Source organism: Dyadobacter soli (assembly GCF_900101885.1).
Lineage (GTDB): Bacteria > Bacteroidota > Bacteroidia > Cytophagales > Spirosomataceae > Dyadobacter > Dyadobacter soli.
The window spans coordinates 79,357-103,590 of record NZ_FNAN01000014.1; the positions used below are offsets into that span (position 1 = coordinate 79,357).

Consider the following 24,234-nt stretch of genomic DNA (forward strand, 5'->3'; position numbering starts at 1 on the left):
TGATTCATCCAATTTTGATTAAGTTTGTGGGCTCAGTTACAATGGTTCAGGATATGACGCTAAAAAAGAAATTTTTATGGGCTCTGCATCTTGGCATCATTTTGATCTCGGGTTGTGCGAAAAAGTCGGTGGTGAGCTCCGGTTCCGAGTACAGGGAAGATCTTTCCGCGGTCCGGCCACGCTATGAATATGTAGAGCCGGCCGTAGTAACACGTACAGAACCCGCAGCACCCGCCAGGAACAGCAACGTTCAAAAAGCGGATGTGGATAAGCCGTTGTATGTCAATAAAAAACTGGAATCGGCGCTGGATACGCTCGTGAAGCAGAATAAGTCCATCCGCTATATCAATGGTTTCAGGATACAGATTTATGTAGGAAATGTGCGGCAGGAAGCGGACGGTGCGAAGTCCTACGTTTACCAGGCTTTTCCGGATTTGAACCCTTACGTTTCGTACACCCAGCCGACCTACCGCGTGAAGGTGGGCGATTTCATGTACCGGAGCGACGCAGAGCAATACCTCGACCTGATCCGAGAACAGTATGCTTCCGCCGTGATCCTCGCCGACAGGGTGGATATCAAGCGGAGCCTGATGGTAACCCCGGCTTCGGATCATAATTAATGTAACTACTTATTTAACCGGATAATTTTATCCACATATACATACTACCAACAGAATGAAGAAAGCGCTTATTACAGGGATCACCGGGCAGGATGGCTCCTATTTGGCCGAGCTCCTTTTGAGCAAGGGATATGAAGTGCATGGTATCAAACGCCGCAGTTCGTTGTTCAATACCCAGCGGATCGACCATATTTACGAAGACCCGCACGAAAAAAACGTACGCTTCCACCTTCATTACGGCGACCTGAGCGACTCTACGAATATTATCCGCATCATCCAGGAGGTTCAGCCGGATGAGATATACAACCTGGGCGCGATGTCGCACGTGCAGGTGAGTTTCGAAGAACCTGAATACACGGCCAACGTAGACGGTATCGGAACGCTCCGTATCCTGGAAGCCGTACGCTTGCTGGGATTGACCCAAAAAACCAAAATTTACCAGGCTTCCACTTCCGAACTGTACGGTTTGGTGCAGGAGGTGCCGCAATCGGAGCGCACGCCGTTCTACCCGCGCTCGCCTTACGCGGTTGCGAAGATGTATGGCTACTGGATCACCGTGAACTACCGCGAAGCATATAATATGTTTGCCGTAAATGGTATCCTCTTCAACCACGAATCCCCATTGCGCGGCGAAACTTTCGTAACCCGCAAGATCACCCGTGCGGTAGCACGTATCGCATTGGGCTTGCAGGACAAAGTGTACCTCGGTAACCTCGATGCACAGCGTGACTGGGGCCATGCCAAGGACTTCGTGGAAGCAATGTGGCTCATTCTGCAACAGGACACACCCGAAGATTTCGTAATTGCTACCGGTGTTACTACCCGCATTCGCGAGTTTGTGAGAATGGCATTTGCCGAAGTGGGTATTGAAGTTGAGTTCAGCGGCGAAGGCGCTGGCGAAATTGCGAAGGTGGTTAAATGCAACAATCCTGAGTTCCAGATCGAGATCGGCAAAGAAGTGGTGGCTGTTGACCCTCGTTACTTCCGTCCTACCGAAGTGGAATTGCTTATCGGCGATCCTACGAAATCAATGGAAAAGCTGGGCTGGAAACCCAAATATGATTTGAAAGCGCTTGTAAACGATATGGTTGCGGCCGACGTGCAGTTGTTCCGCAAGGATCGCTTGCTGGAAAGCAGTGGTCACCGTGTTCCCAACTATTACGAGTAAGAATGTTATACCCAAAAAGAAACCCCGCAGAGTTGGCTCTGCGGGGTTTCTTTTTGGTACTCATAATTTAAATAGCAGGTCCCACCTTGACGGATTTGGCTGCCTTGATCAGGTCTTCCGGCTTCTGGTTCCCGAGAAGTTGTTTCACCACCTTGCCTTTTCCATTGATGAAAAACAAGGTAGGATAACCTTCGATCGGATACCTTTTCAGAAGCGCAGGGCCTTCGCCGCTTTCCATGTCCATTTTCACATTGATGAAATTACCATTGAACACAGTGCCTACATCCTCACGGGTAAACACGTTCTTTTGCAGCAACTTACACGGCCCGCACCAGGTTGTGTAGGCATCGAGGAAGATGATCTTGTTCTCTTTTTTTGCCTTTTTTAGAATAGAAGACCATGAACCTTCGGTAAACTGGATACCCTTTTCGGCAGCCTTATTCTTATCCCCTTCCCCGGCGATCGCTACCGACATGGCCAGCATGAGTGCCATCATCGCGAGCCCGAGCGTCTTTAAACTTTTCATTTTCAGTGCTTATTTATGATTTCAATATTGGGTTAACGAAAATACGCCTTTGTTTTATTTTACACAATTATGGACTCACAGCCTATCTCGCAGCTTTTGCGGATAAGAAGCTCAAAAAGGGTAACTTCGCAACTTCATTAACACCAGAATACCATGAAAGTTCAGGAAGCGAAGTATGTGATGAGCAATACGGATTACGAGAAGTGCCCGGAGCCCGTCCTTCCCGAATATGCATTTATCGGACGTTCCAATGTGGGTAAATCGTCGCTTATCAACATGCTGACAGGCAAAAAAGCATTGGCCAAAACCTCGCAGCAACCGGGAAAAACGCAGATGATCAACCATTTTATCATCGACGACGTATGGTACCTGGTCGATTTGCCGGGTTATGGGTATGCCAAAGTGAGCAAAGTGGAGCGCGACAAGTGGGAGAAAATGATCCACGATTACCTGCATTACCGCGAAAACCTCATTTGTACATTCGTGCTGGTGGACGTCCGCCACAGCGCCATGGCCGTCGACCTTGAATTCATGGCCGCATTAGGCGAGGCCGGCATTCCGTTTGAAATCATTTTTACCAAAGCCGATAAACTCAAACCCGCACAGGTAGCTGCCCAGGTGGAAGCTTACAAGCGTAAAATGGGTGAAATGTGGGAGGAAATACCTGAAATGTATGTGACTTCGGCAGAAAAAAACGAGGGCCGGGAGCCTATCCTGGCGGCAATAGAAACTTATAATCAGTCGTTTGTGAAGACAAAATAGGATATCGGTTGTTTCCCGGACAATCTTTCCGTTATTTTGCGCAAAAATTGATTGCCGCATCCAACATTAACATCAAGATATAAACATAGTAAGAAAGGATGAGTGAAAAAGTAGAGTCAACAGGAATGGATTTGTTGAAAGAAATCGCCAATGTATCCGGCAAGCCAGGGTTGTTCCGCATTCTGAAACCAAGCCGTGCGGGCGTGATCGTGGAAGGCCTGGACGAGAAACGTGAAAAAACGCTGATCGGCCCGACCGCGCGCGTATCGGTATTGAAAGACGTTTCGATCTTTACAGACGGTGCAGAAGAATCTGTTGCCCTGTCGGAAGTGTTCCTGAAAATCCGTGAGATTCACGGCGAAGAGGTTACATTGTCTGTAAAAACTTCATCGGATAAAGAACTCATCGAGTTTCTTGCTGAGGTGCTTCCGGAGTTCGACCGCACGAAAGTATATGTGTCGGACATCAAAAAAGTCATTACCTGGTACAACCTGCTTTCTAAATACATTCCAGAAGCATTTGTAGCATCAGAAGGCGAAGTAGAAGCAGCTGCCGGGCCGGTTGCGGAAGCTTCGGCGGAAGAAGAGGCAAAAGAAGAAGCGCCTGCGAAAAAGGCTCCCAAAAAAGAAAAAAGCAAAGCTTAACAGCGACTGATATCATGTGGAACCCTGCCTTTCCGGTGGGGTTTTTCCTTTTTTATGGACAATCTCTCCTCCTACATCGACCACACGCTCCTCGCCGCGACGGCCAGCGAAACCAATATCCGCAAGTTGTGTGAAGAAGCCTGGATACATCAGTTCAAAGCGGTGTGCGTGGCGCCTACTTACGTGCCATATGTCGTCGAAATGCTGGAATTTTGTCCTGTTAAAATCGAAATTGCGACTGTAATCGGCTTTCCGTTGGGCTATTCTACGACCGCGACGAAAGTTAGCGAAGCGCGGGAAGCGTTGCAGTTTGGCGCCAGCGAGCTGGACGTGGTGATGAACCTGTCGCAATTCAAATCTATGGCGTACCTGAGCATTCGCGAGGAGCTGAAACAGCTTGCCGACCTCGCTCACGAACAGAATGCATTGCTGAAAGTCATTATCGAAACAGCCAGCCTCGATTCGTTCGACCTGTACACGGCTTGCGAAATCTGCGCGGAGGCGAAAGCTGATTTTGTCAAAACATCCACGGGCTTCGGTCCCGGCGGTGCGGATGTGGAAACTGTGCGTAAAATGCGGTCGATCCTGCCTGCGGAAGTGAAAATCAAAGCGTCGGGTGGCATCAAAACATACGAACAGGCCGTGGCGATGATCGAAGCCGGTGCGGAAAGGATCGGGACTTCTTCGGGCGTGGCAATCGTCACCCGCGCATGAAACGCGTGCTCTTGCTCAGCACGGTACATCCGTCGGCAGACCCGCGCATTATGTACAAGATCGCCCCGTCGCTGCAAAGCCATTATGAGGTTTTTTGTGCATTACCCGGCCTGCTTGGAAGTTTGCGTGACGGGCTGCATTTAATCAATCTGCCAAAATTCGGACGGTTACTGCCAAGGATTTTGCTTACACATCCAGTCGCATTGCTCAAATGCCTGCGATTGAGGCCTGCTATCGTCCACATTTTTGTGCCTGAATTGATCCCGCTCGCATTGCTTTTCCAATGGACGGGCGCAAAAGTGGTGTATGAGGTGCAGGAGAACCTCTTCAAGAAATTCGCGATCAAGCGGTACAACAATGCACCGATTTTCCAACGGCTGTTCCGGCTTTTCGACAGGCTGGCACGAAGGAAGTTTCATTGTGTTTTTACGGAAGACGCCTATCTCGAAGAATATCAGGATCTGGCGAAGCCGTTCGCGGTTATCCACAATTATGTATCGCTGCCGTTGATAGACTCCCTCGCACATGAGGGCGCACGTACACGAGGGGCTGAGCTCTTCTACCTGGGCGTGGTGTCGATGGAGCGCTGTCTGGATACGATGATCAATGCGCTGGCAATACTGAAAAACAGTCATCCCGATTGTCATTTACACCTTTTCGGCCCTGTGCGGGTAGAAAACGCCGGGCTGGAAGCGATAGCAGGCTACCGGGAGGTAAAGGATAGCGTTACATTTCACGGCTACACCGCTCAGAAAGTAGCGCTGCGTTATGCCAGGCAGTCGGCGGCCGGCATTGCCTTGCTCAAACCCGTGGCGGACTATCCCGAATCGTTTCCGACGAAACTATTCGAGTACATGGCATTAAAATTGCCTGTCATTACGTCCGATTTTCCCCTTTACAGGCCAATCGTGGAGGGTTCCGGGTGCGGTTTTTGTATTTCACCGGATAATGAAAAAGCGCTGGCCGACGCATTGGAATGTTGCATTGCCGACAGCGCATTGCGGTCGGTAATGGGCAATAATGGCAGAAAAGCCACGGAGACTTATTACAACTGGGCATTGGAGGAAGCAAAGCTTTTGTCATTTTATGACGACATTTTGCATTCCTGATAATCTAATTCGCCGTCGCCGTCATTATGATTTTATAAATTTATTATTGAATTGTTCAAATATGGAGTGCTACGATTTCTACGAAATATTTAACTTTCGGAATCGAAAAGAATTGTAGCTTGCGAAGTCAACTTCTCAATCATGTATATTAATACGGTTAGTCATTATCTGCCAAGCGAAGTTATTGGTAATGAATATTTTACAAATCTCAACAACCTATCCAACGAGTGGATCGTAGAAAGAACAGGAATCTCGGAAAGACGTAAAGCATCAACAGACGAAAATACCTCGACCATGGCCATCAAGGCGGTCGAATCATTGCTCGAAGATATCCCATACAGTAAAAACGAGATAGATCTGATCGTAGGGGCTACTTATACGCCTTACGACACCATCGTCACGCTGGCCCATGCGGTACAGCACCAGCTTCAAATCCCCGATATTCCGGTCGTCAGCATTTCATCCGCTTGTTCGTCGTTGCTCAATGCCATCGAGATCGTCGAAGGCTACTTCGCGATGGGCAAGGCTTCGAAAGCATTGGTGGTTGTTTCCGACCACAATACGGCCTATTACAATGAAATGGACACGGTTTCAGGACATTTGTGGGGCGATGGCGCTTCGGCATTGCTCATTTCCAAAGAGCGGCAGACAGAAGGCGATATGCAGATCAAAAAGCTTATCACCGGCGGCGCAGCCACCAGCGGAAAGGCCGTCGAAGCGGTGGTGCTCCGCCCCAACGACCGGGGCGTGGTAATGCCTTTCGGGCGCGATGTGTTCCAGAATGCCTGTGTATACATGCCCAAAGTGAGCCAGCAGGTATTGCAGGAATGCGGCCTGACCATCAACGACCTCGATTACCTCATCCCGCACCAGGCTAATCACCGCATCAGCCTCAACGTGATCAACACACTGGGTATCCCGGCCGAAAAACTGATATCGAACATTCAGTACCTCGGCAACACGGGCTGCGCAGGTTGTGCGATCGCGCTTTCGGAGAATAAGGAGAAATTCAAAAAAGGTGAAAACATCGTGATCACGGTATTTGGCGGCGGCTATTCGTACGGCGCCATGTTAGTTACCATTTGATAATTGATATTAACCCATAAAAAAGCCTTCCAACCGCTACGATTGGAAGGCTTTTGCTATGTTAATGCATGCTTAGTTCACATCCGGCTCAGAACTGTAAGAAGCCGGTTTCCAAACATTGTTCTCGGGATTGATATCGGGAAGACTGTGCTCCGGATCGATCGTTACGGCGCGGATCGGGCCTTGCGTAGCCGCTTTGAAGGTCCATGCACCGCCACGCTGCCAAATCTCCACCGGTAGTTCAACACGCGTTTTCTTGCCGCTCACTTCCTCGATGTCCACTTTTACAGGCATTGCCAGCTGATCCAGGTTTTCAATGGTAATGTAAGAGCCCTTCGTCGGGTTTTGCTCCACGTAAGCTACTTCTTTCACCGACTGATCCAGCTTATAGTTCTCGAAGAACCAGCCTTTCCAGAACCAGCCCAGGTCTTCGCCAGCCGCATCTTCCATGGTCCGGAAGAAATCGTAAGGCGTAGGATGCTTGAATGCCCAGCGCTGCACATAAATTTTGAATGCGTAATCGAAACGCTCCTTGCCGAGAATCTGCTCGCGAAGCATTCTCAGGCCCATTGCGGGTTTGTAGTAAGCTTCCCAGCCCAAATTCACAGCCTGGACCACGTCCGGAATGGTCATGATAGGGTCCGCTTTCGGGCGGAAAATCATCGGTGCCAGGCGGTGCATATCGTTCATCTGGGTCGTTTTGTACTCACCATTGTTGAAGTTATCGCCCGACAGGAAGTTGATGAACGTGTTGAAACCTTCGTCCATCCACGCATACTTACGCTCGTTGTTACCGACGATCATCGGGAACCAGTTATGGCCGAATTCGTGGTCGGTTACGCCCCAGAGATCATCCTTACGGCTTTTGCTGCTGCAAAAAACGATGCCCGGATATTCCATACCACCCACGATACCAGCCACATTGGTCGCTACCGGGTAGGTATATTCATGCACATAATTGGAATAGAACTCGATACAGCCCTTCACATATTCGGTAGAACGGCCCCAGCCATCCAGTCCGCCGTCCTCAGCCGGGTATGCCGACTGCGCCAATGCAGTTTTGCCTTTGGGCAGGTTCATCCGGGCGGCATCCCAAACGAATGCTTTGGAAGTTGCCCACGCGATGTCGCGCGCCTGCAAGCAGCGGAAGCGCCAGGTTAACGTACCCGATTGTTTCGGTCTTGTATTCGGGTTGGTAACCTCCTCCGCGCTGCGGATCATCACAGTCTGGTCGCTTTTAGCGGCGTCGGCCAGTCTTTTGCGTTGCTCGGCAGTGAGTACTTCATTCGGGTTGAGCAATTCGCCCGATCCTACTACGATATGGTCCCAGGGCACAGTCACATTGTATTCAAAATCACCATATTCGAGGTAAAACTCACCTGCGCCCAGGTACGGCAGCAAATTCCAGCCCTCTATATCGTCGAAAACGGCCACACGCGGGTACCATTGCGCCATTTCATACACAATACCATTCTTGGTTTCGAGCGTTCCCATGCGGTCGGAGCCGTATTCGGGGATTTTAAATGAATACGCCAGCTTGATTTTGATCACATCGCCATTGGCTTTCACAGGCGTTTTCAGGCGGATCTGCATGCGGGTGTCGGTAACCTTATACTCCGCATCTACAAATGCTCCTTTGCCTTGCTGAACAGTTACGGCTTTGATAGAATCTCCTCCATCGAAACCCATGTTGCCAAAACGGCCACCGGTAACAGGTGTGGTTTGCGCGCCTCTCGAATGGCTGCCGAATGCATTCTGATCGAGTTGGAGCCAGATAAATTCCAGGTTTTCAGGACTGTTGTTTTTATAGGTAAGCTCCACTTCCCCGCTCACGGTCCCTTTCTCCTCGTCGAGCGCAACGTTGATCTTGTAATCGGCACGGTTCTGCCAGTATTTGGGCCCGGGGGCACCGCTTCCCGTCCGGTATTCGTTGCCCGGCTGGAAGTTGAAGAGCGGGTGAAAGAGCACGTGCGCATCATATTTCACCTTCTCAGCCTCCTGTGCGATAGCGTTGTTGAAGAAGCCCAGACTGCTCATTGCAATGACGCCCAGACGAAATATTGAAATTTTCATTATAATGGTTAAAAATTGGAAATATTGGGTTGTAAACGAGCAATATACATCTTTTCGCCAAATTCTCATCCGAATGCGCCAGCGACTGTCAGTTGAAACATATACCAAAGGTGTCCTCGCAGGTGACCGGTCGACGCTCAGCCGCGCCATTACCGTTATGGAAAGCAGCTTGCCCGAAGACCGTAAACTGGCAGGCGCGATTCTTCAAAATATCCTGCCGTACACCGGCAACTCGGTCCGCATCGGCATTACCGGCGTGCCCGGTGTGGGAAAAAGTACATTCATCGAAGCATTCGGAAGCTACCTCACCTCCCTGGGCAAGCGCGTGGCCGTACTGGCGGTCGATCCGAGTAGCAAGCAGTCGGGCGGGAGCATACTAGGCGACAAGACGCGGATGGAAAAACTCGCGCGCGACCCGGATGCCTACATCCGTCCTTCGGCCACCAACCTCTCCCTCGGGGGCGTAGCGCGGCATACACGCGAAGCGATCCTCCTGTGCGAAGCGGCGCGTTACGACATTGTATTGGTTGAAACAGTCGGCGTAGGCCAATCGGAGACATTGGTGAAGGGCATGACCGACTTTTTCCTCCTGCTCATGCTCTCGGGCGCTGGCGACGAGTTACAGGGCATTAAAAAGGGCATTATGGAAATGGTGGATGCCGTGGCCGTCAACAAAGCCGATAATGGTAACGAACCGGCAGTGACAAATGCAGTGGCGGAATACCGGCAGGCATTGCACCTGTTTCCCGAAACAGCTTCGAAAGTACCGGTTCAGGTAGTAGCGTGCTCGGCATTGGAAAATACGGGAATGGAACTGATATGGAACCTGATCTCCGATTATTTTGCGCAGACTACCAAAAGTGGCTTTTTAGAACAAAACAGGCAGTTTCAACGGATAGAATGGCTTCGCGAGCAGATCCGGCAGTCGCTGGAAGACCGGTTTTATGAAAATGAATGGGTGCAAAAGCACATTGCCTCAGCGGACGAGGCGGTACGAAATGGAGAGAAGCTGCCGGAAGATGCGGCGGGGGAGTTGATTGAGATGTTCCTTCGTTCCGGTAATGCATTCAATGGCTGACCGCCGACCGCCGACAGCCGACAGCCGACCGCCGACCGCCGACCGCCCCAAATTTCCGATAAGTCATAAAAATTCACTGTAAAAGCATTTTTCACTAAGTTTGGACGTTAAAACTAACGCGAATCAAACTCTATTGATCTTAACATTTTAAGTTCTCAACTATGAAAAAAACCTATGCCCTCAGCAAAGCCTCCTTGCTGGCCATGTTCATGATCCTTTCTGTCGTTTTTGCTTGTAAGGATGATGACGATGAACCAACACCACCGGTAAACAATGATCCGATCGCAGCTACATGGCAACTGACTGCCGTTGCCGCGGCACCAGGATCTACCTTGCCCGTGGACCCTGCGGCGCTCGTCTCATGTATTTATAGCTTAAAATTGACTTTTAAGGCAGATAATACCATCGGAACTGCCGATTGCCCTACTGCCGTGACATTGATCAACTCCGTGATCCCCATCGATGGAGCAACATGGGAAGTAAAGGATGGCAATCTTACTTTGAAGGATAAAAACAATGCATCCAAAACGTTCAAGTACACGCTAAATGGCTCGGACCTGCAAATTTCTGTGGACGATGCTGCGGTTATCCCAGGCTCACCAGCCATCGATGTCGTGTTGAAATTCAAGAAAGTCTAGTATTTCAAAGTATCATAAACAAAAAAGCCGGGCTTCACAGTCCGGCTTTTTTCGTTACCCGCTCGTGTGATCGCAAACGATCAACCACTTCCCTTTAATCTTTCTGAACAAAAGCGTGTAATGCCCTTCCAGATCGCCTTTTTCAGGTCGGGTTAAATGGAATTTTCCAACTACGAACGCCACATCTTGGCCGGGAAATGAGAAGTTCAGGAATGTGAATTTCAATGTACCCATCGTCGCGCGGTCGGGGTAACGTTTGAGATAACCTTCATAAGTAGGCTTGTAACCATAGGTAATGCCTGCCTTTCCGACAAACATCAACGAATCGGATTCCCAGTAGCCGTTCATGAACGATCGGATATCCCCTCTGTTCCAATCCGCCTCCTGGCGTTTCAGGATGCCGAGGACCTCGTCTTTGTCGGCGGCCGATTGTGCCTCCGCCGCGAGTCCCATGCCGATCAGAATAAGGGTAAAAAGCCAGTTTCTCATATTTTTTATGGATTTTTGTAATGCGATAGACGATTCTAAATATAACGGAAAGATCGGCGCCCCCGAAAGGCGCATTGCCGAAATATCATAAACAGTGACCCATCCCTATTTATTTATACTGAATCCCAACTCGGGCACTTCGATCGGCAAAAACAGTGCGGTGGTACAGGACCGGATCCATGCCGCGGCGAAAAAGAATGCCGGTACCGCCCAAATCCTCTTCACGGAGGAGCGCGCACACGCAACCGAGCTCGTACGCGAGCATATGCACGCGGAAAAATGGAAGGCGATTGTGGCTGTGGGCGGCGACGGTACTGTGAATGAAATCGCCAAACCACTTGTCGGAACCGATATTCCGATTGGAATCCTGCCCCTCGGCTCCGGAAATGGCCTAGCTCGCCACCTGGGCCTTCCGCTTACATTGGATGCATCCCTGAAACGCCTGTTTGAAGGCAAACCCTCGACGATCGACAGCGCGGAATTGAATGGTATACCTTTCTTCTGCACCGCAGGAATGGGTTTCGATGCTTACGTGGGGCATTTGTTCAGCCAGCAAAAAGCGCGCGGGCTGGCTACCTATTTGAATGTGTCGTTCAAGGCATATTGGTCGTATAAACCGCAGACTTTCCGGCTCAATGGCGTCGAAACGCAGGCTTTCTCGCTTTCATTTGCCAATGCGGGGCAGTTTGGCAACAATGCGTGGGTAGCCCCGCAGGCGAATTTGCAAGACGGCTTGCTCGATGTGTGTACGATCAGCCCGTTCCCGCAGTGGTATGGCACAGCGCTTGCTTATGGACTGTTTACCAAGCAGTTGAAGCAATCGACCTACATCCATTACGAGCGGGCCACGGAGGCTGTCGTGGAAACCGATGCGCCGCCGATGATCCATTACGACGGCGAGCCGCTGCAACTGGATACGATGCGCATTGAAGTGAAAATCAAACCGGATAGCCTGAATGTGATCCTGTGATTCCCCTTAACATTTGAAATATGTCAAAGAAAAACCGCTCGGGCATTGTGTATTCCACCAACCCGGAGTTTGAATATAACGACCAGGACGACGAAGCCGAAACCCTGGCACCGCAGCAGCAGGATTTACGCATCTGGCTCGACCGCAAAGGCGGCGGCAAGGTGATTACCGTTGTGAAAGGATTTATTGGTACAAATGCAGACCTGGAAACGCTCGGCAAACAGCTGAAAGGCCTTTGCGGCAGCGGCGGAACGGTGAAAGACGGCGAAGTCCAGATCCAGGGCGACCATCGCGACAAGGTCATTACCTGGCTCACGAGCAAGAGCTATAAAGCCAAAAAAGCCGGAGGATAGCTCCGGCTTGCATTATAATGTTTTGGTAGTATCGATTTCCGTCGGTGCGGGTACCGAAGATGGCGGAGGCAATTTCTGCTGCGATGGCCCGAGCACTTCCACATCCGTCACAAAAAACTTCGTATCGCCATTCCACGGCAGTTTGAAAAACTTTTCTTCGTAAGTCAGCGAAACCCGGTGGCCGTTTTTAATCGCTTCTTCGAGTTTTGAAATAGCATCTTTGTTTTTGCCGCTCACCGAAAATACCCATTGTGAGGAATTCATCGTCCCGTCACCTTCAAACAGGCCACCCATGCGCAGTTCGCCTTCATAGGTTTTGAACAAATAGCCCCGGTTACTGAGCCGTGTCACATATCCTCCCCGCTTTCCTTCACTGTAATATCCAAAAGTGATATAATATAGTATTCCGAATACGATAGCCAGAAATACGGCGAAAATGACCCATTTACGCATAATACCCGATTAGTTTAGTTTGGTGATGGAAGCGAACTTCGCAAAACAGTTTGATTTTTCCTAGTTATTATTTTGCCCTGATCGCGATCACCGGATCCATCCGCGCGGCGAGCATTGCGGGCACAATCCCCGAAAGCACCCCGATAATGCTTGATACGCCCAGCCCCAGAAGCACATTGCGCGGCAGCAGCAGGATTTCCAGCGAACCGAGTTTCAGGAATGAAAGCAGGTATACTAAAAATATGCCTACCAATCCGCCCACAAGGCTCAGCATAACCGCTTCAAAAAGGAATTGGAACAATATCGAATAGTTTTTGGCGCCCAGCGATTTCTGGATACCGATCAGGTTGGTCCTTTCTTTTACCGAAACGAACATGATATTGGCAATGCCGAAACCTCCCACGAGGATCGAAAAGCTGCCGATGACCCAACCCGCAACCGTCAATACCGCGAACAACCCGGAGATCGCGACCGCAGCTGCTTCGGGCCGGTTCAGGGAGAAGTTGTTTCCGTCGCGGGGCTTGATACCGCGCTTGGTACGCATTAATCCTACGATCTCGGCCTCCACCTCTTTCATACCCACATCGTCAGGAAAGCCTTTCACCACAATGTCCGCATTCCGTCGGCCGGATTGAAACAGCTTGGAAAATGAAGCAAAAGGGATAAGGCAGATTTTATCGGGGCTACCGCCGAAATCGACCAGGCTTTCCCCTTTTTTCTCCCGCACGCCGATGATCGTAAACTTATGTCCCGACAGCTTGAACGGCTTCCCGACGGGGTCCTGCCCTGGGAAAAGCGATTCGGCAATGTCCGCGCCGACGATCGCCACATTCCGGGCGTTGTTGGTTTCGAGCGGGATGAAGTAGCGGCCGTTCTGGACGGGAATATCGGAAATCAGATTGTATTCGAAGGAAACGCCCTGGATGAGTGCATTAATGCTGTTGGAACCGTTTTTGAGCATGGTATTGCCCCTGAAATCCATTACCGCCACCGCACTGGCGCTTTCCAGGTTATCGTAGAGGTACTTGTATTCGGAATAGTTGGGTTCCGGCCACTGGAAGTATTTCCACCATTGGTACTCGCCACCGAAGCCCCAGGGCCATTTTTGTACATAAATCACTTTGTCGCCGATAAAGCTCAGGCTGTCGCGGATGCTTTTTTCGAGCGAATCCACGATGGTAAACACGGCCACTATGGCGAATATGCCCACCGTAACGCCCAGCAGCGATAGGATTGTGCGGGTAACATTGGTTTTGAGCGCTCCCCAGGCGAACCGGAAACTCTCCCAGACCTGTCGTAAAAACTTCATCATGACGTTACGGACAATTTGAGTTCAAAAGTTAGCGCATCGCCCCAATGCACCGAAATAAATTGGTATAAAAGGTAAGAAAAAGGGCTCGATTTAATAAATTACAACATTAACCTGACACTCCTATATGAAATTACGCTTTACGCTAATGCTGCTTGCCGGCACGCTATCCGGCATTTCTTACGCCCAGAAACCCTTACAGGAATCCACCGGTTTCTACCAATTCCTCTCCGACGATCCCAATCAGAAACCGTTTTTCAGTGACCGAAAGGGCGTCATCGGGCAGAACGGGATGGTGGCTACGGCGCACCCGGTGGCGTCGGCGGTGGGCGTGGATATTCTGAAAGCGGGCGGTAATGCGGTGGACGCTGCGGTAGCGGTGCAATTTGCATTGGCTGTCGTGCATCCTTCGGCAGGCAATATCGGCGGCGGCGGATTTCTGGTTTTACGGGATAAAGAAGGCAAAAGTTACAGCATCGATTTTCGCGAAAAAGCACCCGGAAAAGGCCATGCCGATATGTACCTCGATAAGGACGGCAACATTATTCCCGACGCGAGCACCCTGGGCCGCCTTGCATCCGGCGTACCGGGCTCTGTGGACGGCATGGTGCAGGCACATGCAAAATATGGTAAACTGAGCTGGAAACGGGTATTGCAACCCGCTGTCGACATCGCCAGGAATGGCGTGGTACTCACCGAGCGCGAAGCGAGAAGCCTCAATTCGATCAAGAGTGATTTGCTGGCTGTGAATCCGGGATCGGCATATTTTCTGAACCCGACCGGCAAAAATTGGGCGGCCGGCGATCTGCTGGTCCAGAAGGATTTGAGCAAAGTATTGAAACGCATTCAAAAGAAAGGCAGGGAAGGCTTTTATGCCGGTAAGGTGGCTAAACAGCTCGTGAAGGACATTAACCGCAACGGCGAAGGCATTATCACTAAACAAGACCTGGCCGACTACCACGCGCAATGGCGTGAAACCATTACCGAGGGCTACAAGGGTTACAAAGTAATAACAATGGCGCCTCCTTCGAGCGGCGGCGTGGCTTTGCTGCAACTCATGCGCCTCACCGAACAGCATCCATTGCGCAAATGGGGCTGGCACAGCGATTCCACCATTCAGGTGATGATCGAGGCCGAACGCCGCGTGTACGCCGATCGGGCCAAATTCCTCGGTGACCCCGATTTTGTGAAAGTGCCGGTAAGCGATCTAATCAGTAAAGATTATTTGCAAAAACGTTGGAGCGATTTCACCTGGGACAAGGCCACCGACAGCAAAAACATCCATGGCGGCGAGCTACCGGGCTACGAAAGTCTCGAAACCACGCATTTTTCAGTGGTAGATAAAGAAGGCAATGCGGTATCCGTAACTACCACGTTGAATGGCGGCTACGGCAGTCGCGTGGTCGTGAAGGGCGGGGGCTTTTTCATGAATAATGAAATGGATGATTTCAGTATCAAAGCCGGCGCGCCGAATATGTACGGACTGATCGGCAACAAAGCCAATGCGATTGCACCGGGCAAACGAATGCTATCGTCCATGACGCCGACGATCATCGAGAAAGACGGAAAATTGCTGATGGTAGTCGGTACGCCAGGCGGTTCTACCATCATTACCTCGGTTTACCAAACCATCCTGAATGTGCTGGAACACGGAATGACCATGCAGCAGGCCGTGAATGCATTGAAGTTCCACCACCAATGGCTGCCCGATAAAACCACTTTCGAAGCCAATGCATTCCCCGCCGAGGCTATTCAAAAGTTGCAGGATAAAGGCTATATCCTCGAACAGCAGCGCAACTCCATCGGCCGGATGGATTGCATTCTGGTCCTGCCCGATGGCACCCTCGAAGGCGGTTCCGATCCACGCGGCGATGATACCAGCATTGGCTACTAGTTTGTATTCCAAAAACTACTCCCGCATACAGGCGCCACACGCGGGAATACCTTGATCAGCAATAAGTCAGTTGGGAGATCAGCTCCGAATGTTGCGGATAAAGTTGTGATAATGGCTCGCGTTGGGCCATTTCAAAATCCGCAAAGTCGAACCCGGGCGCCACTGTGCAGCCAACCAGCGCATACGTGCTCCCGTGTGCCGGACGCGAGCCAAACCACGCACCAGCCGGCACTACGGCCTGGAATGTTTCGCCATTATCCGGATTGTTACCGAGTCGGATGACGCTCAGTTCGCCGGTTTTTTCATCTATTACAAATACTTCTAATGGCTCCCCGGCATAGAAATGCCACATTTCATCCGCCTGAATGCGGTGGAATGCGGAGAAGTTATGCGATTCGAGCAGGAAATAAATGCCTGTCGAGAATGCCCTGTCTCCTTTGAACCGCGCAGGTAATGCCTCATGCGGAATGGCTTCGGCAGCCCGATAAGTTTCGGCATAGTAGCCACCTTCCGGGTGCGGCAGGAGGTTGTACTTTTCAATCCAGTAAGATACAGGTTTCATGGAACGTCGGTTGAGATACAACCGCAAAGTAACCCGGATCACTAAATATCCACCATTGGCTCATTCTTTTTTGCCAGCAGAAAAGTTTTGATTAATTTTGATCATTATTAATCATAAATAATCACTATTAATCAATGGCTAATCCGCGCGTTAATATTGCCTCCGAAGAAGTGCTTTCCAACAACTGGTACACGCTCCGCAAATACACATTCGATTACCAGCGTGCCGACGGCTCATGGGAGCGCCAGGCGCGTGAGGCGTACGACCGCGGGAATGGCGCGGTGATTTTACTTTATAATAAGGAAAAACAAACTGTGGTGCTGACGAGGCAATTCCGCCTGCCTACCTACACGAACGGCAATGACACCGGCATGATGATCGAAGCCTGCGCCGGGCTGCTCGACAAAGACAATCCCGAAGAATGCATCAAGCGCGAAACCGAAGAAGAGACGGGTTACAAAGTAAGTTCGGTGAAAAAGATATTTCAGGCCTATATGTCGCCCGGCTCTGTGACCGAAATCCTCTATTTCTTCGTAGCCGAATATTCCGACGACATGAAAGTGAGCGACGGCGGAGGCTGTGCCACAGAGCAGGAGAATATCGAAGTAATGGAAATCCCCTTTAATGAAGCCGTGCAAATGGTAGCCAACGGCGGGATTAACGACGCCAAAACCATTATGCTCGTTCAATATGCACAGATTAACGGACTCGTCGGATAATAAAAATGCCGGAGAACACGCATTAACACATTCTCCGGCATCCATATGTGGTGTTACTAAGAAATAGGGTCCGGCGTGGGCGTGATATCTGTTTCAGTAGAAGCCGCGCCCTTGGTACCCTTAAACTTGTCGAACAGGTCCTTGAAAAAGGCTTCTGCGTCCGGAAAATTGCCTTTCAGGGTCTCGGCACCCTTCGTTTTAAGTTCTTCGAAATACTCAGGAGCTTTATCGATGGCCCCTTCCGCTTCGGATTTCAAATTGTTAGCCTTTGTTTTGAGGTCTTCCAGAAGCTTCTCCCCTTCCTCGGTTTGAAGGTATTTGTGTGCAGCCACTCCCGCGGCGGCGCCCAAAATGAATGTGGCCAGGTGTTTTGCGTTAATGCTCATGATTTCCAGTTACTTAGTTCGAGAATGAATATTCAATTTAAAGAAACTAATACTTCCAACAAAGGAACGGACTGACAAATCCGGATGCGTGACACCGGAAAAAAATTGTGCCCGGCAAACTAGTCGCCGGGCACCTGAAAGAGAAGTTGATACGCAAAATGGCCTATTTGATTTCAAATGCAGCCTGCATACGGTAACTGATTTTGATTTTCTGGTACTGCACGTCGCTATCCTGAACAGTGTCAGCAGCTTCGGCCGCAAATGCGCGCACATTGGCTTTCGCAAATACCGGCTGCGGGAAATACAGGTTTTCATCCAGCTCCTTGATTTCTAGCACCTTGCCCAGCTTTTGGTCCAAAGAAGCCACCAGGTATTCCGCCTTCACTTTGGCAGCTTTCAATGCATCGATTTTCACCTGCTTTTTGAATTCCTCCCGTTTGGAATGGTCAACGCGGGCGATGTTCGCATACTGCACGCCACGACTTTCAACCTTCGACAGAATACCATCCAATTTTTCAGCACTAGCCACTTTCAGCTCATACTGCTTGGCTTCCAGGAATGTGGCGGGCTTTTTCTTTTTGTCCACATAATTATAGTTCTGGTAACCTCCCACCCCACTGATCGACAATGCTTCCTTCGGCAAACCTGCGTCCGCTACCGCCTTGATCAGCTGCTTTTCGAGCGCCGAAATATTGACTTTGTCTTTCTGGTTTTTCTCATCCTGGAAATACTCGCGGAGTGAAATGCTGAAATAAATTTCATCGGGCACAACCTCCATTTCGGCGAAGCCCGCCACTTCTATATTCGGTACCTGAAATAATTGTTCTGTTTTGACTTGTGAAAACGCAGGAGTAACAAGTGATGAAGTGATCAGAGCGCCGAGCAAAAAATACTTTTTCATGGCTTAACAATGGATAAAAATGAAACTGATATAAACCGGAACGGCCCTTTCAAACCTCTTGGTTTGCGAACCATTCTATGGTTTAGATACAAAAAGGGGGTGAAAGGTTTAACCGTATGCTCGTTCAAATGCTCCGTCAGGCAAGTGTTTTTACACAAAAAAAGTGGAAGAGCGACTTAAAAAGCTGTCATTCTTCCACTTAATAGCTTAGTAAAAATTTTGTCAGATCAGGTAAAATTTTGGTAAATAGAGTCCATTATCCGCACGAAATGTTGATAATCGGAGTCGCTCAGACTACCCCAGCCCTTGCGACGAATGTCGGCTACGATCGGGAATGCCTGGTTGTAAATGGCCTCCCCGTTTTTGGTCAGGAACAAATTGAATTTACGACGGTCGCCCGCGGCAGGCCCGCGCTCTACGAGGCCTTTCTTTTCCAGCAAATCGATAATCCTCGTCACCGTCGGAGGATCCTTAAAAGTCATTTCCGCCAGTTCGTTCTGGCTGATGCCCTGTTTCCTGAAAATATGGTCGATAAGCACCCATTGGTCGACCGTCAGGTCAAAACCCGCCTCAGTCAGCTGCTTTTGCAGCGCATTACGAATCTTTTTGATAGTCGTATCTATCTTAAAAAAATAGGCACGATGATCCGACTGATGTGTCATGATGTGGAAGTAAGTAGAGGTTTCGAGATGGATTGAGTATTACCAAATATAAGTCTTCGCAACAATTCGTCTACTAATAGTTGTGGGAAAAAGTTTGGAGCTTACTTGTAGTGAATTCAGAAAAAAGGGTTGGACACATTGTGCATCCAACCCCTTGCTATTTCAAAAGAATATCCCTTACGCCGAATTCCGCGCCGCATTGATAATCCCGAACATCGCCCGGATAATCAGCTGGTTATAAGTTTCCACATCCACTGGCAAATCTTTCGGATCGGCAGCGAGCATTTGTAATGCGTATTGCTGGATGGTGATCAGCGGCAATACGATGCGTTCGCGGGTTTTGATTGAAACCTTGGTGACGTTGTTGCTGTCGAGCAGTTCTTTCTGGTTCGATACTTCGAGCAGGAGCTCGCGCGTGAGCAGGAACTCGTCGTACATTTTATCCCAGAATGCCGTATAGTCCGCTTCCTCGCGGAGGTATTTGGTAGCAGGGAAAAATGCCTTGGAAAGCGACTGCATCGAATTTTCGATCAGCGTACGGAAGAAAAGCGATTTCTGGTAAAGCTTTTTGATCTCTTCGACCTTGTTTTGCTTCGCCAACTCGCGAATGGCGGTTCCGAAACCGTAGAAGCCCGGCACATTCTGTTTCATCTGCGCCCACGAGCCTACGAACGGGATCGCGCGCAGGTCTTCAAACTTCAAGCCTTCGTCGTCGTTACCGCGCTTGGTAGGACGGCTTCCGATGTTGGTTTGCCCGTAAAAACGCAATGGCGTCTTCTTATCGAGGTATTTGACAAACATCGGGTGGTTTTTCAGGTCGAGGTACGAGTTGTAGGCGATTTCAGCCATTTCCTCGATCAGGTCCTTGTCGGCATCGGTCAGTTCGTCTTCGCGGTGGCCTTTGAAAAGATGATTTTCAAGACCGGCGGTAAATAGCCTTTCCAGGTTATACATGGCAGTAGTAACCGTGCCATAATTAGAGCTAATAGTCTGTCCCTGAACAGTTAGCTGAATTTCCTTATCCTCGATATCCTTCCCAAGCGACGAATAGAAATTATGGTTGTTGCCACCCCCACGTGCCGGAGGTCCCCCGCGGCCGTCGAAGAAGGTGACTTTAATGCCGAATTCACGCGAAACCTTGGTCAATTCCTCCTTAGCGCGATAAATAGACCAGTTGGCACGCAGGTAACCGCCATCTTTGGTACCATCTGAGAAGCCCACCATGATCGTCTGGTGATTTTCACGGTTGGTGAGGTGATTGCGGTAAAACTCATTTTCATAAAGCGTCCGCATAATGTCCGGCGCATTGGCAAGGTCATCCACGGTTTCAAAAAGTGGCACGACGTCGAGCGCCAGCTTGCCTTCTTCGTCCGCAATCAGGTTTTTAGCCAGTGATACCACCTGCATTACATTCAACGCGGAAGTATTGTTGCTGATCACATACCGGTGCGCACCTTTTTCACCGTTGCTTTCCTGAATGGTTTTGATAGCCCGGATAGACCCTAGAATGTCTTTCGTCAGCTCGTCTTCGTAATCCTCGTCACGAAGCGGAATGTTGAGAGAGAGCAGCAAATCGATCTTTTTCGCCTCGTCCCAGCTCTCGTAATCGCTGTATTTCAACAGGGGTATTTTCTTTTCGAGTCTTTTCAGAATATCCTCCCACGCCTTGCCGTGTTTGCGGCTGTCCTGGCGGACGTCGAGGCTTGCGAAGAAGAACCCGAACAGGTTGAGTTTCAATATAAAATTATCGAGCAGTTCCACGAACAAACCCTGGTGCTTATTCACCAGCACTTCCCGTGCAGCAAGCAACTCGTCGATCAGTTCCTGTGCATTCTCGTAACCTTCTTCGAACGGCCCGAAAATGGTACTGTTCATTTTCTTCTCAGCCAATGAAACCGCATCGTCGACACCCTTGAATGTAAGGCGGCGTTTCAATTGGCGAATATCACGGTAGTACCCGCGGAGCAACGTCTCACGCAAGCGTGCCGCCACTTTCAATGTAATTTCAGGGTTCACAAACGGGTTACCGTCGCGGTCGCCGCCCGGCCAGAAGCCCAGACGGAACACATTCGGGTAAGGCCAGTCGTGCACGCTCATTCCCAGGCCATTAATGAGTTTTTCCAGAATGGACGGGATGGCGTCGTAATATACATTTTCGAGGAACCAGCACAAGCTCACCGCCTCGTCGAAAGGAGTTGGTTTCTCGTGGTTAATGAAGGCCGTCTTGCCGAGTTGCAGCAACAGCTGGTTAACCTCCGCGAAATCGTTCAGCTTGATCGCGTCTTCGAGGTCGTTGATGATCCCTAGCACCTTGCCAGAGTAAAACTGGGTCGGGTGGGCGGTGAGGACAATGCGCACGCTGAAATCTTCCAGCTTCGCGAGCAATTTCTTTTTCAGTTCGTCATTTTCCAGGCGTTCCGTCAGGTAAGTTACCGAGCCTTTGCCCGTCAGGTCGTGCGTCTCATCGAATGCGGCATCTTCCACCGAATCGAAAAGCACCACCTGGCGTTCGATATATTGGATAAATGCAAAAAGCAAGTCCGCACGTTCCTTGGGAGTAGCCGTTTCCAGGAGCTCTGAAAAAAAGTGCTCGATGATTTCTTTAGGAGATTTGCCTTCCTGAAAGCCAATCTCACTTTGCTGAGTCAGTATCGGAAGCAGGGAGCCTGTTTGGAAGATACCGCGGTAGGGTAAACTCAGAAACAGGCTATTAAAAATATTATACTTCGTTACAACTGCGTCCTGGAAACTATTATTCATAATGGAGTGACGAAATTATATTTTGAAATTTGCACTGAAGGCAAATATAACCTTAAAAAATGGGTTTCAGGCTTTGGGATGCGCTTGTTGATGCGATTTTTTAAGCTTTTCAATGGAGTTATGGGTGTAAATCTGTGTAGCGGCCAGGTTGGCGTGGCCCAGCAATTCCTTGATCGCATTCAGGTCCGCACCGCGGTTGAGCAAATGCGTCGCATACGTATGCCTGAGCACGTGCGGACTCTTCTGCGCAAGCGTGGTGACAGCCGAAAGATATTGTTTCACCTTCCGTTGCACGAATACCGGGTAAATGGGTTTGTTTGAATCGGTTAACAGTAAAATATCCGTATTCTCCTCCGGCGCACGCTGTTCGATATATTTTTGAAGTAATTGTACCAACGAACTGGAAACCGGCACGATCCGCTCTTTCGATCGCTTTCCGAATACGCGGATAGTGCGTGCAGGCAAATTCAAATCCTTCAATTCCAGTTCCACCAGCTCCGAAAGGCGGATACCGCTGCCGTAGAGCAGCTCCATAATGACCTGATCACGCAGCCCTTCGAAATCTTCGGTGAATGTCCCCTCTTCGAAAAGCATTTCCATGGATTTCTCTTCCACGAATGCCGGCAGCTTTTTGCGCGTTTTCAAAGCCGACAGGATTTTCGTCGGATCGGCGTCAATGTGTTTTTTCTTTCTCAAATACCCGTAAAAAGTGCGAAGCGCAGCAATTTTCCGGTTAATGGATGATGGATTAAGTCCTTCTTCCATCATACTAACCACCCACGACCGCAGCATCGGCGCTTTCGCCGTTTCGGGTTCGGCGCATTCGTATTGAAAAAGGAGGTATTTCTGAAACTGTTCGAGATCAGTCTGGTACGATTTGATCGTGTGCGCACTGGCGCGCTTTTCGAATTGAAGGAATTCCAGAAACGGCGTTATCATAGTCCGAACATACAAAAAGGAGCCGTCTTATTCAAGACAGCTCCTCTCGTATGATATGGATACAATAATCCTATAGAAGTCTTTCAGAGAACCATTCCGTTAAGAACTAGTCTTCTAAATGACCGTAAGTCTTCTCTTTGTAAACGGCACGCAAAACTTCGAAACGACGCTTAACAGATGGTTTTTCGAAAGCCGTACGCGCACGAAGCTGACGCATTGTACCCGTTCTTTCAAATTTCTTCTTGTAACGCTTAAGAGCGCGGTCGATCGATTCGTTGTCTTTAATGTTAATAATAAGCATGCTTATAATTTCTAATGTTCTTTGAATTGGTTTCTGAAATCGGACTGCAAAGAAAAACTATATCCAACAGAAAATCAAGAAATAAGTCGTTAAAATTCGTTTATTTTTGTATCCATTGCATTGAAACACTAGTCATTAACAGCATAAACAGCCCGATATGAGTTCCAGACTGGGAATAATTGATTTAGGCACCAACACTTTTCACCTGCTGATCGCGGAAGCAAACGGCCCTCATTTTAAGACCGTTTTCCACGAAAGCAGGCCTGCCAGGATCGGCCTCGGGGGTATCAACAAACGCATTATCACGCCCGAAGCACAGGACCGCGCGCTCGCCGTCCTCTCCTACTTCCGCGAAAAGCTCGATTCTTTCGAAGTAATGCCCGAAAAGACGTTCGCATTCGGTACCAGTGCGGTGCGTAATGCGGAAAACCGGCACGAGTTCTGTTCCGAGATCCTGGAAAAAACGAATATCGAAGTGACGGTGATCGACGGTAACCGCGAGGCAGAGTACATATATAAAGGCGTCCGCCACGGCGCCGACATTGGTGATGGCCCTTCCCTGATCATGGACATTGGTGGCGGAAGCGTGGAATTCATCATCGGCAACCGCTCGCAAATTTTCTGGAAACAAAGTTTCGAGATCGGCGGACAGCGGCTGATGGAAAAATTCATGCGGAACGACCCGCTTTCGCAAGCCGACCGCCGGGCGCTTTACAATCACTTCGACGAAAACCTGATCCCGCTTGCCAATGCGGTGCATCAATATGCCCCTGAAAAGCTGGTAGGGTCCTCGGGAACATTCGATACGCTCGTCGATATCGACTTTCATTACCGCACCGGCAGCTGGCCGCCGGCACCGGAAACCGATTTTGACATAACTCTGGAAGAATTTTACCGCGCCTACGCCCTCATCCTTTCCGGCAACCACGACGAACGCATGGCGATCCCGGGAATGATCGAGCTGCGTGTGGACATGATCGTCGTAGCTGTGTGTCTCATCGATTATGTGCTCAAAACGCACGGTATCCGGCAAATCCAGGTTTCCAAATATGCCCTTAAAGAGGGCGTGCTGGCCGAATTGATGGCCCGTTAACCTCCTAAAAGCTCATTTACTTACA

The 24,234-nt window shown here is 49.8% G+C and carries 26 protein-coding genes; 14 read left to right on the plus strand and 12 right to left on the minus strand.

Annotated features, from left to right (window positions below; genetic code table 11):
- Window positions 1–53: 53 nt before the first annotated feature.
- Together BLQ88_RS22975 and gmd are read left to right on the plus strand one after the other, a co-directional pair.
- Window positions 54–620, plus strand: a complete 567-nt coding sequence (locus BLQ88_RS22975) for an SPOR domain-containing protein (protein ID WP_229212812.1) — start codon at window positions 54–56, stop codon at window positions 618–620.
- A gap of 55 nt (window positions 621–675) precedes the next feature.
- Window positions 676–1,788: a GDP-mannose 4,6-dehydratase gene (gene gmd / locus BLQ88_RS22980; RefSeq protein ID WP_090154863.1), complete on the plus strand. Its 1,113-nt coding sequence runs from the start codon at window positions 676–678 to the stop codon at window positions 1,786–1,788.
- A 67-nt stretch (window positions 1,789–1,855) separates the two neighbouring features.
- Here the strand turns inward: gmd and BLQ88_RS22985 are convergent, their stop codons facing one another.
- Window positions 1,856–2,272 (minus strand): thioredoxin family protein, encoded by a 417-nt coding sequence (locus tag BLQ88_RS22985; protein WP_229212825.1) that lies wholly within the window; start codon window positions 2,270–2,272, stop codon window positions 1,856–1,858.
- 195 nt (window positions 2,273–2,467) lie between these two features.
- Between BLQ88_RS22985 and yihA the strand changes: the two genes are divergently transcribed.
- The 5 genes from yihA (at window position 2,468) to BLQ88_RS23010 (ending at window position 6,629) form a co-directional block, all read left to right on the plus strand.
- On the plus strand, window positions 2,468–3,076 hold the full coding sequence (gene yihA, locus BLQ88_RS22990; protein ID WP_090154868.1) for a ribosome biogenesis GTP-binding protein YihA/YsxC: 609 nt from the start codon (window positions 2,468–2,470) through the stop codon (window positions 3,074–3,076).
- Window positions 3,077–3,174: 98 nt separating this feature from the next.
- Window positions 3,175–3,720 carry a DUF5606 family protein gene (locus BLQ88_RS22995; RefSeq protein WP_090154869.1) on the plus strand — a complete coding sequence of 182 codons (546 nt, stop codon included), beginning with the start codon at window positions 3,175–3,177 and terminating at the stop codon, window positions 3,718–3,720.
- 54 nt (window positions 3,721–3,774) lie between these two features.
- Window positions 3,775–4,434 (plus strand): deoxyribose-phosphate aldolase, encoded by a 660-nt coding sequence (gene deoC, locus BLQ88_RS23000; RefSeq protein WP_090154871.1) that lies wholly within the window; start codon window positions 3,775–3,777, stop codon window positions 4,432–4,434.
- Window positions 4,431–5,543 (plus strand): glycosyltransferase, encoded by a 1,113-nt coding sequence (locus BLQ88_RS23005; RefSeq protein ID WP_090154873.1) that lies wholly within the window; start codon window positions 4,431–4,433, stop codon window positions 5,541–5,543. The genes deoC and BLQ88_RS23005 overlap by 4 nt, the downstream gene beginning before the upstream one ends.
- A gap of 141 nt (window positions 5,544–5,684) precedes the next feature.
- Window positions 5,685–6,629, plus strand: coding sequence for a 3-oxoacyl-ACP synthase III family protein (locus BLQ88_RS23010; protein WP_090154875.1), 945 nt, complete (start codon window positions 5,685–5,687; stop codon window positions 6,627–6,629).
- A gap of 72 nt (window positions 6,630–6,701) precedes the next feature.
- Here BLQ88_RS23010 and BLQ88_RS23015 read toward each other — a convergent pair whose 3' ends face one another.
- Window positions 6,702–8,702 carry a M1 family metallopeptidase gene (locus BLQ88_RS23015; protein WP_090154876.1) on the minus strand — a complete coding sequence of 667 codons (2,001 nt, stop codon included), beginning with the start codon at window positions 8,700–8,702 and terminating at the stop codon, window positions 6,702–6,704.
- Window positions 8,703–8,775: 73 nt separating this feature from the next.
- On the opposite strand from BLQ88_RS23015, the gene meaB reads away from it, so the two are divergent.
- Window positions 8,776–9,780: a methylmalonyl Co-A mutase-associated GTPase MeaB gene (gene meaB, locus BLQ88_RS23020; protein WP_090155129.1), complete on the plus strand. Its 1,005-nt coding sequence runs from the start codon at window positions 8,776–8,778 to the stop codon at window positions 9,778–9,780.
- A 161-nt stretch (window positions 9,781–9,941) separates the two neighbouring features.
- A complete protein-coding gene (locus tag BLQ88_RS23025; protein WP_090154878.1) occupies window positions 9,942–10,418 on the plus strand; it encodes a lipocalin-like domain-containing protein in 477 nt (158 codons plus the stop codon).
- 54 nt (window positions 10,419–10,472) lie between these two features.
- Here BLQ88_RS23025 and BLQ88_RS23030 read toward each other — a convergent pair whose 3' ends face one another.
- Window positions 10,473–10,907, minus strand: coding sequence for a YybH family protein (locus tag BLQ88_RS23030; RefSeq protein WP_090155131.1), 435 nt, complete (start codon window positions 10,905–10,907; stop codon window positions 10,473–10,475).
- Between the two features lie 94 nt (window positions 10,908–11,001).
- Here BLQ88_RS23030 and BLQ88_RS23035 point away from each other — a divergent pair, with 94 nt between their 5' ends.
- Window positions 11,002–11,877, plus strand: coding sequence for a diacylglycerol/lipid kinase family protein (locus tag BLQ88_RS23035; protein ID WP_090154880.1), 876 nt, complete (start codon window positions 11,002–11,004; stop codon window positions 11,875–11,877).
- Between the two features lie 20 nt (window positions 11,878–11,897).
- Window positions 11,898–12,230 (plus strand): translation initiation factor, encoded by a 333-nt coding sequence (locus tag BLQ88_RS23040; protein WP_090154882.1) that lies wholly within the window; start codon window positions 11,898–11,900, stop codon window positions 12,228–12,230.
- A 12-nt stretch (window positions 12,231–12,242) separates the two neighbouring features.
- On the opposite strand, the gene BLQ88_RS23045 is transcribed toward BLQ88_RS23040, so the two are convergent.
- On the minus strand, window positions 12,243–12,683 hold the full coding sequence (locus BLQ88_RS23045) for a DUF8785 domain-containing protein (RefSeq protein ID WP_090154883.1): 441 nt from the start codon (window positions 12,681–12,683) through the stop codon (window positions 12,243–12,245).
- Between the two features lie 67 nt (window positions 12,684–12,750).
- The gene (locus BLQ88_RS23050; RefSeq protein ID WP_090154885.1) at window positions 12,751–13,995 is read right to left on the minus strand and encodes an ABC transporter permease; all 1,245 of its coding nucleotides are present in this window, start codon (window positions 13,993–13,995) and stop codon (window positions 12,751–12,753) included.
- 124 nt (window positions 13,996–14,119) lie between these two features.
- On the opposite strand from BLQ88_RS23050, the gene ggt reads away from it, so the two are divergent.
- Window positions 14,120–15,886, plus strand: coding sequence for a gamma-glutamyltransferase (gene ggt, locus BLQ88_RS23055; RefSeq protein WP_090154887.1), 1,767 nt, complete (start codon window positions 14,120–14,122; stop codon window positions 15,884–15,886).
- Window positions 15,887–15,941: 55 nt separating this feature from the next.
- Here the strand turns inward: ggt and BLQ88_RS23060 are convergent, their stop codons facing one another.
- Window positions 15,942–16,448 (minus strand): cupin domain-containing protein, encoded by a 507-nt coding sequence (locus tag BLQ88_RS23060; RefSeq protein ID WP_090154889.1) that lies wholly within the window; start codon window positions 16,446–16,448, stop codon window positions 15,942–15,944.
- A gap of 134 nt (window positions 16,449–16,582) precedes the next feature.
- Here BLQ88_RS23060 and nudK point away from each other — a divergent pair, with 134 nt between their 5' ends.
- A complete protein-coding gene (gene nudK / locus BLQ88_RS23065; RefSeq protein WP_090154891.1) occupies window positions 16,583–17,167 on the plus strand; it encodes a GDP-mannose pyrophosphatase NudK in 585 nt (194 codons plus the stop codon).
- A 56-nt stretch (window positions 17,168–17,223) separates the two neighbouring features.
- On the opposite strand, the gene BLQ88_RS23070 is transcribed toward nudK, so the two are convergent.
- The 6 genes from BLQ88_RS23070 to rpsU form a co-directional block, all read right to left on the minus strand.
- A complete protein-coding gene (locus BLQ88_RS23070) occupies window positions 17,224–17,553 on the minus strand; it encodes a YtxH domain-containing protein (RefSeq protein WP_090154893.1) in 330 nt (109 codons plus the stop codon).
- Window positions 17,554–17,716: 163 nt separating this feature from the next.
- Complete coding sequence (locus tag BLQ88_RS23075; protein ID WP_090154895.1) at window positions 17,717–18,454, minus strand: SIMPL domain-containing protein; 738 nt, start codon at window positions 18,452–18,454, stop codon at window positions 17,717–17,719.
- A gap of 227 nt (window positions 18,455–18,681) precedes the next feature.
- Window positions 18,682–19,116 carry a MarR family winged helix-turn-helix transcriptional regulator gene (locus tag BLQ88_RS23080; protein ID WP_015813381.1) on the minus strand — a complete coding sequence of 145 codons (435 nt, stop codon included), beginning with the start codon at window positions 19,114–19,116 and terminating at the stop codon, window positions 18,682–18,684.
- A 177-nt stretch (window positions 19,117–19,293) separates the two neighbouring features.
- The gene (locus BLQ88_RS23085) at window positions 19,294–21,876 is read right to left on the minus strand and encodes a phosphoenolpyruvate carboxylase (protein ID WP_090154897.1); all 2,583 of its coding nucleotides are present in this window, start codon (window positions 21,874–21,876) and stop codon (window positions 19,294–19,296) included.
- Between the two features lie 66 nt (window positions 21,877–21,942).
- Window positions 21,943–22,815: a phage lytic cycle repressor MrpR family protein gene (locus BLQ88_RS23090; protein WP_090154899.1), complete on the minus strand. Its 873-nt coding sequence runs from the start codon at window positions 22,813–22,815 to the stop codon at window positions 21,943–21,945.
- A gap of 106 nt (window positions 22,816–22,921) precedes the next feature.
- Window positions 22,922–23,116, minus strand: coding sequence for a 30S ribosomal protein S21 (rpsU, locus tag BLQ88_RS23095; RefSeq protein WP_090154901.1), 195 nt, complete (start codon window positions 23,114–23,116; stop codon window positions 22,922–22,924).
- 157 nt (window positions 23,117–23,273) lie between these two features.
- On the opposite strand from rpsU, the gene BLQ88_RS23100 reads away from it, so the two are divergent.
- Window positions 23,274–24,209, plus strand: coding sequence for a Ppx/GppA phosphatase family protein (locus tag BLQ88_RS23100; protein WP_090154903.1), 936 nt, complete (start codon window positions 23,274–23,276; stop codon window positions 24,207–24,209).
- Window positions 24,210–24,234 lie beyond the last annotated feature (25 nt).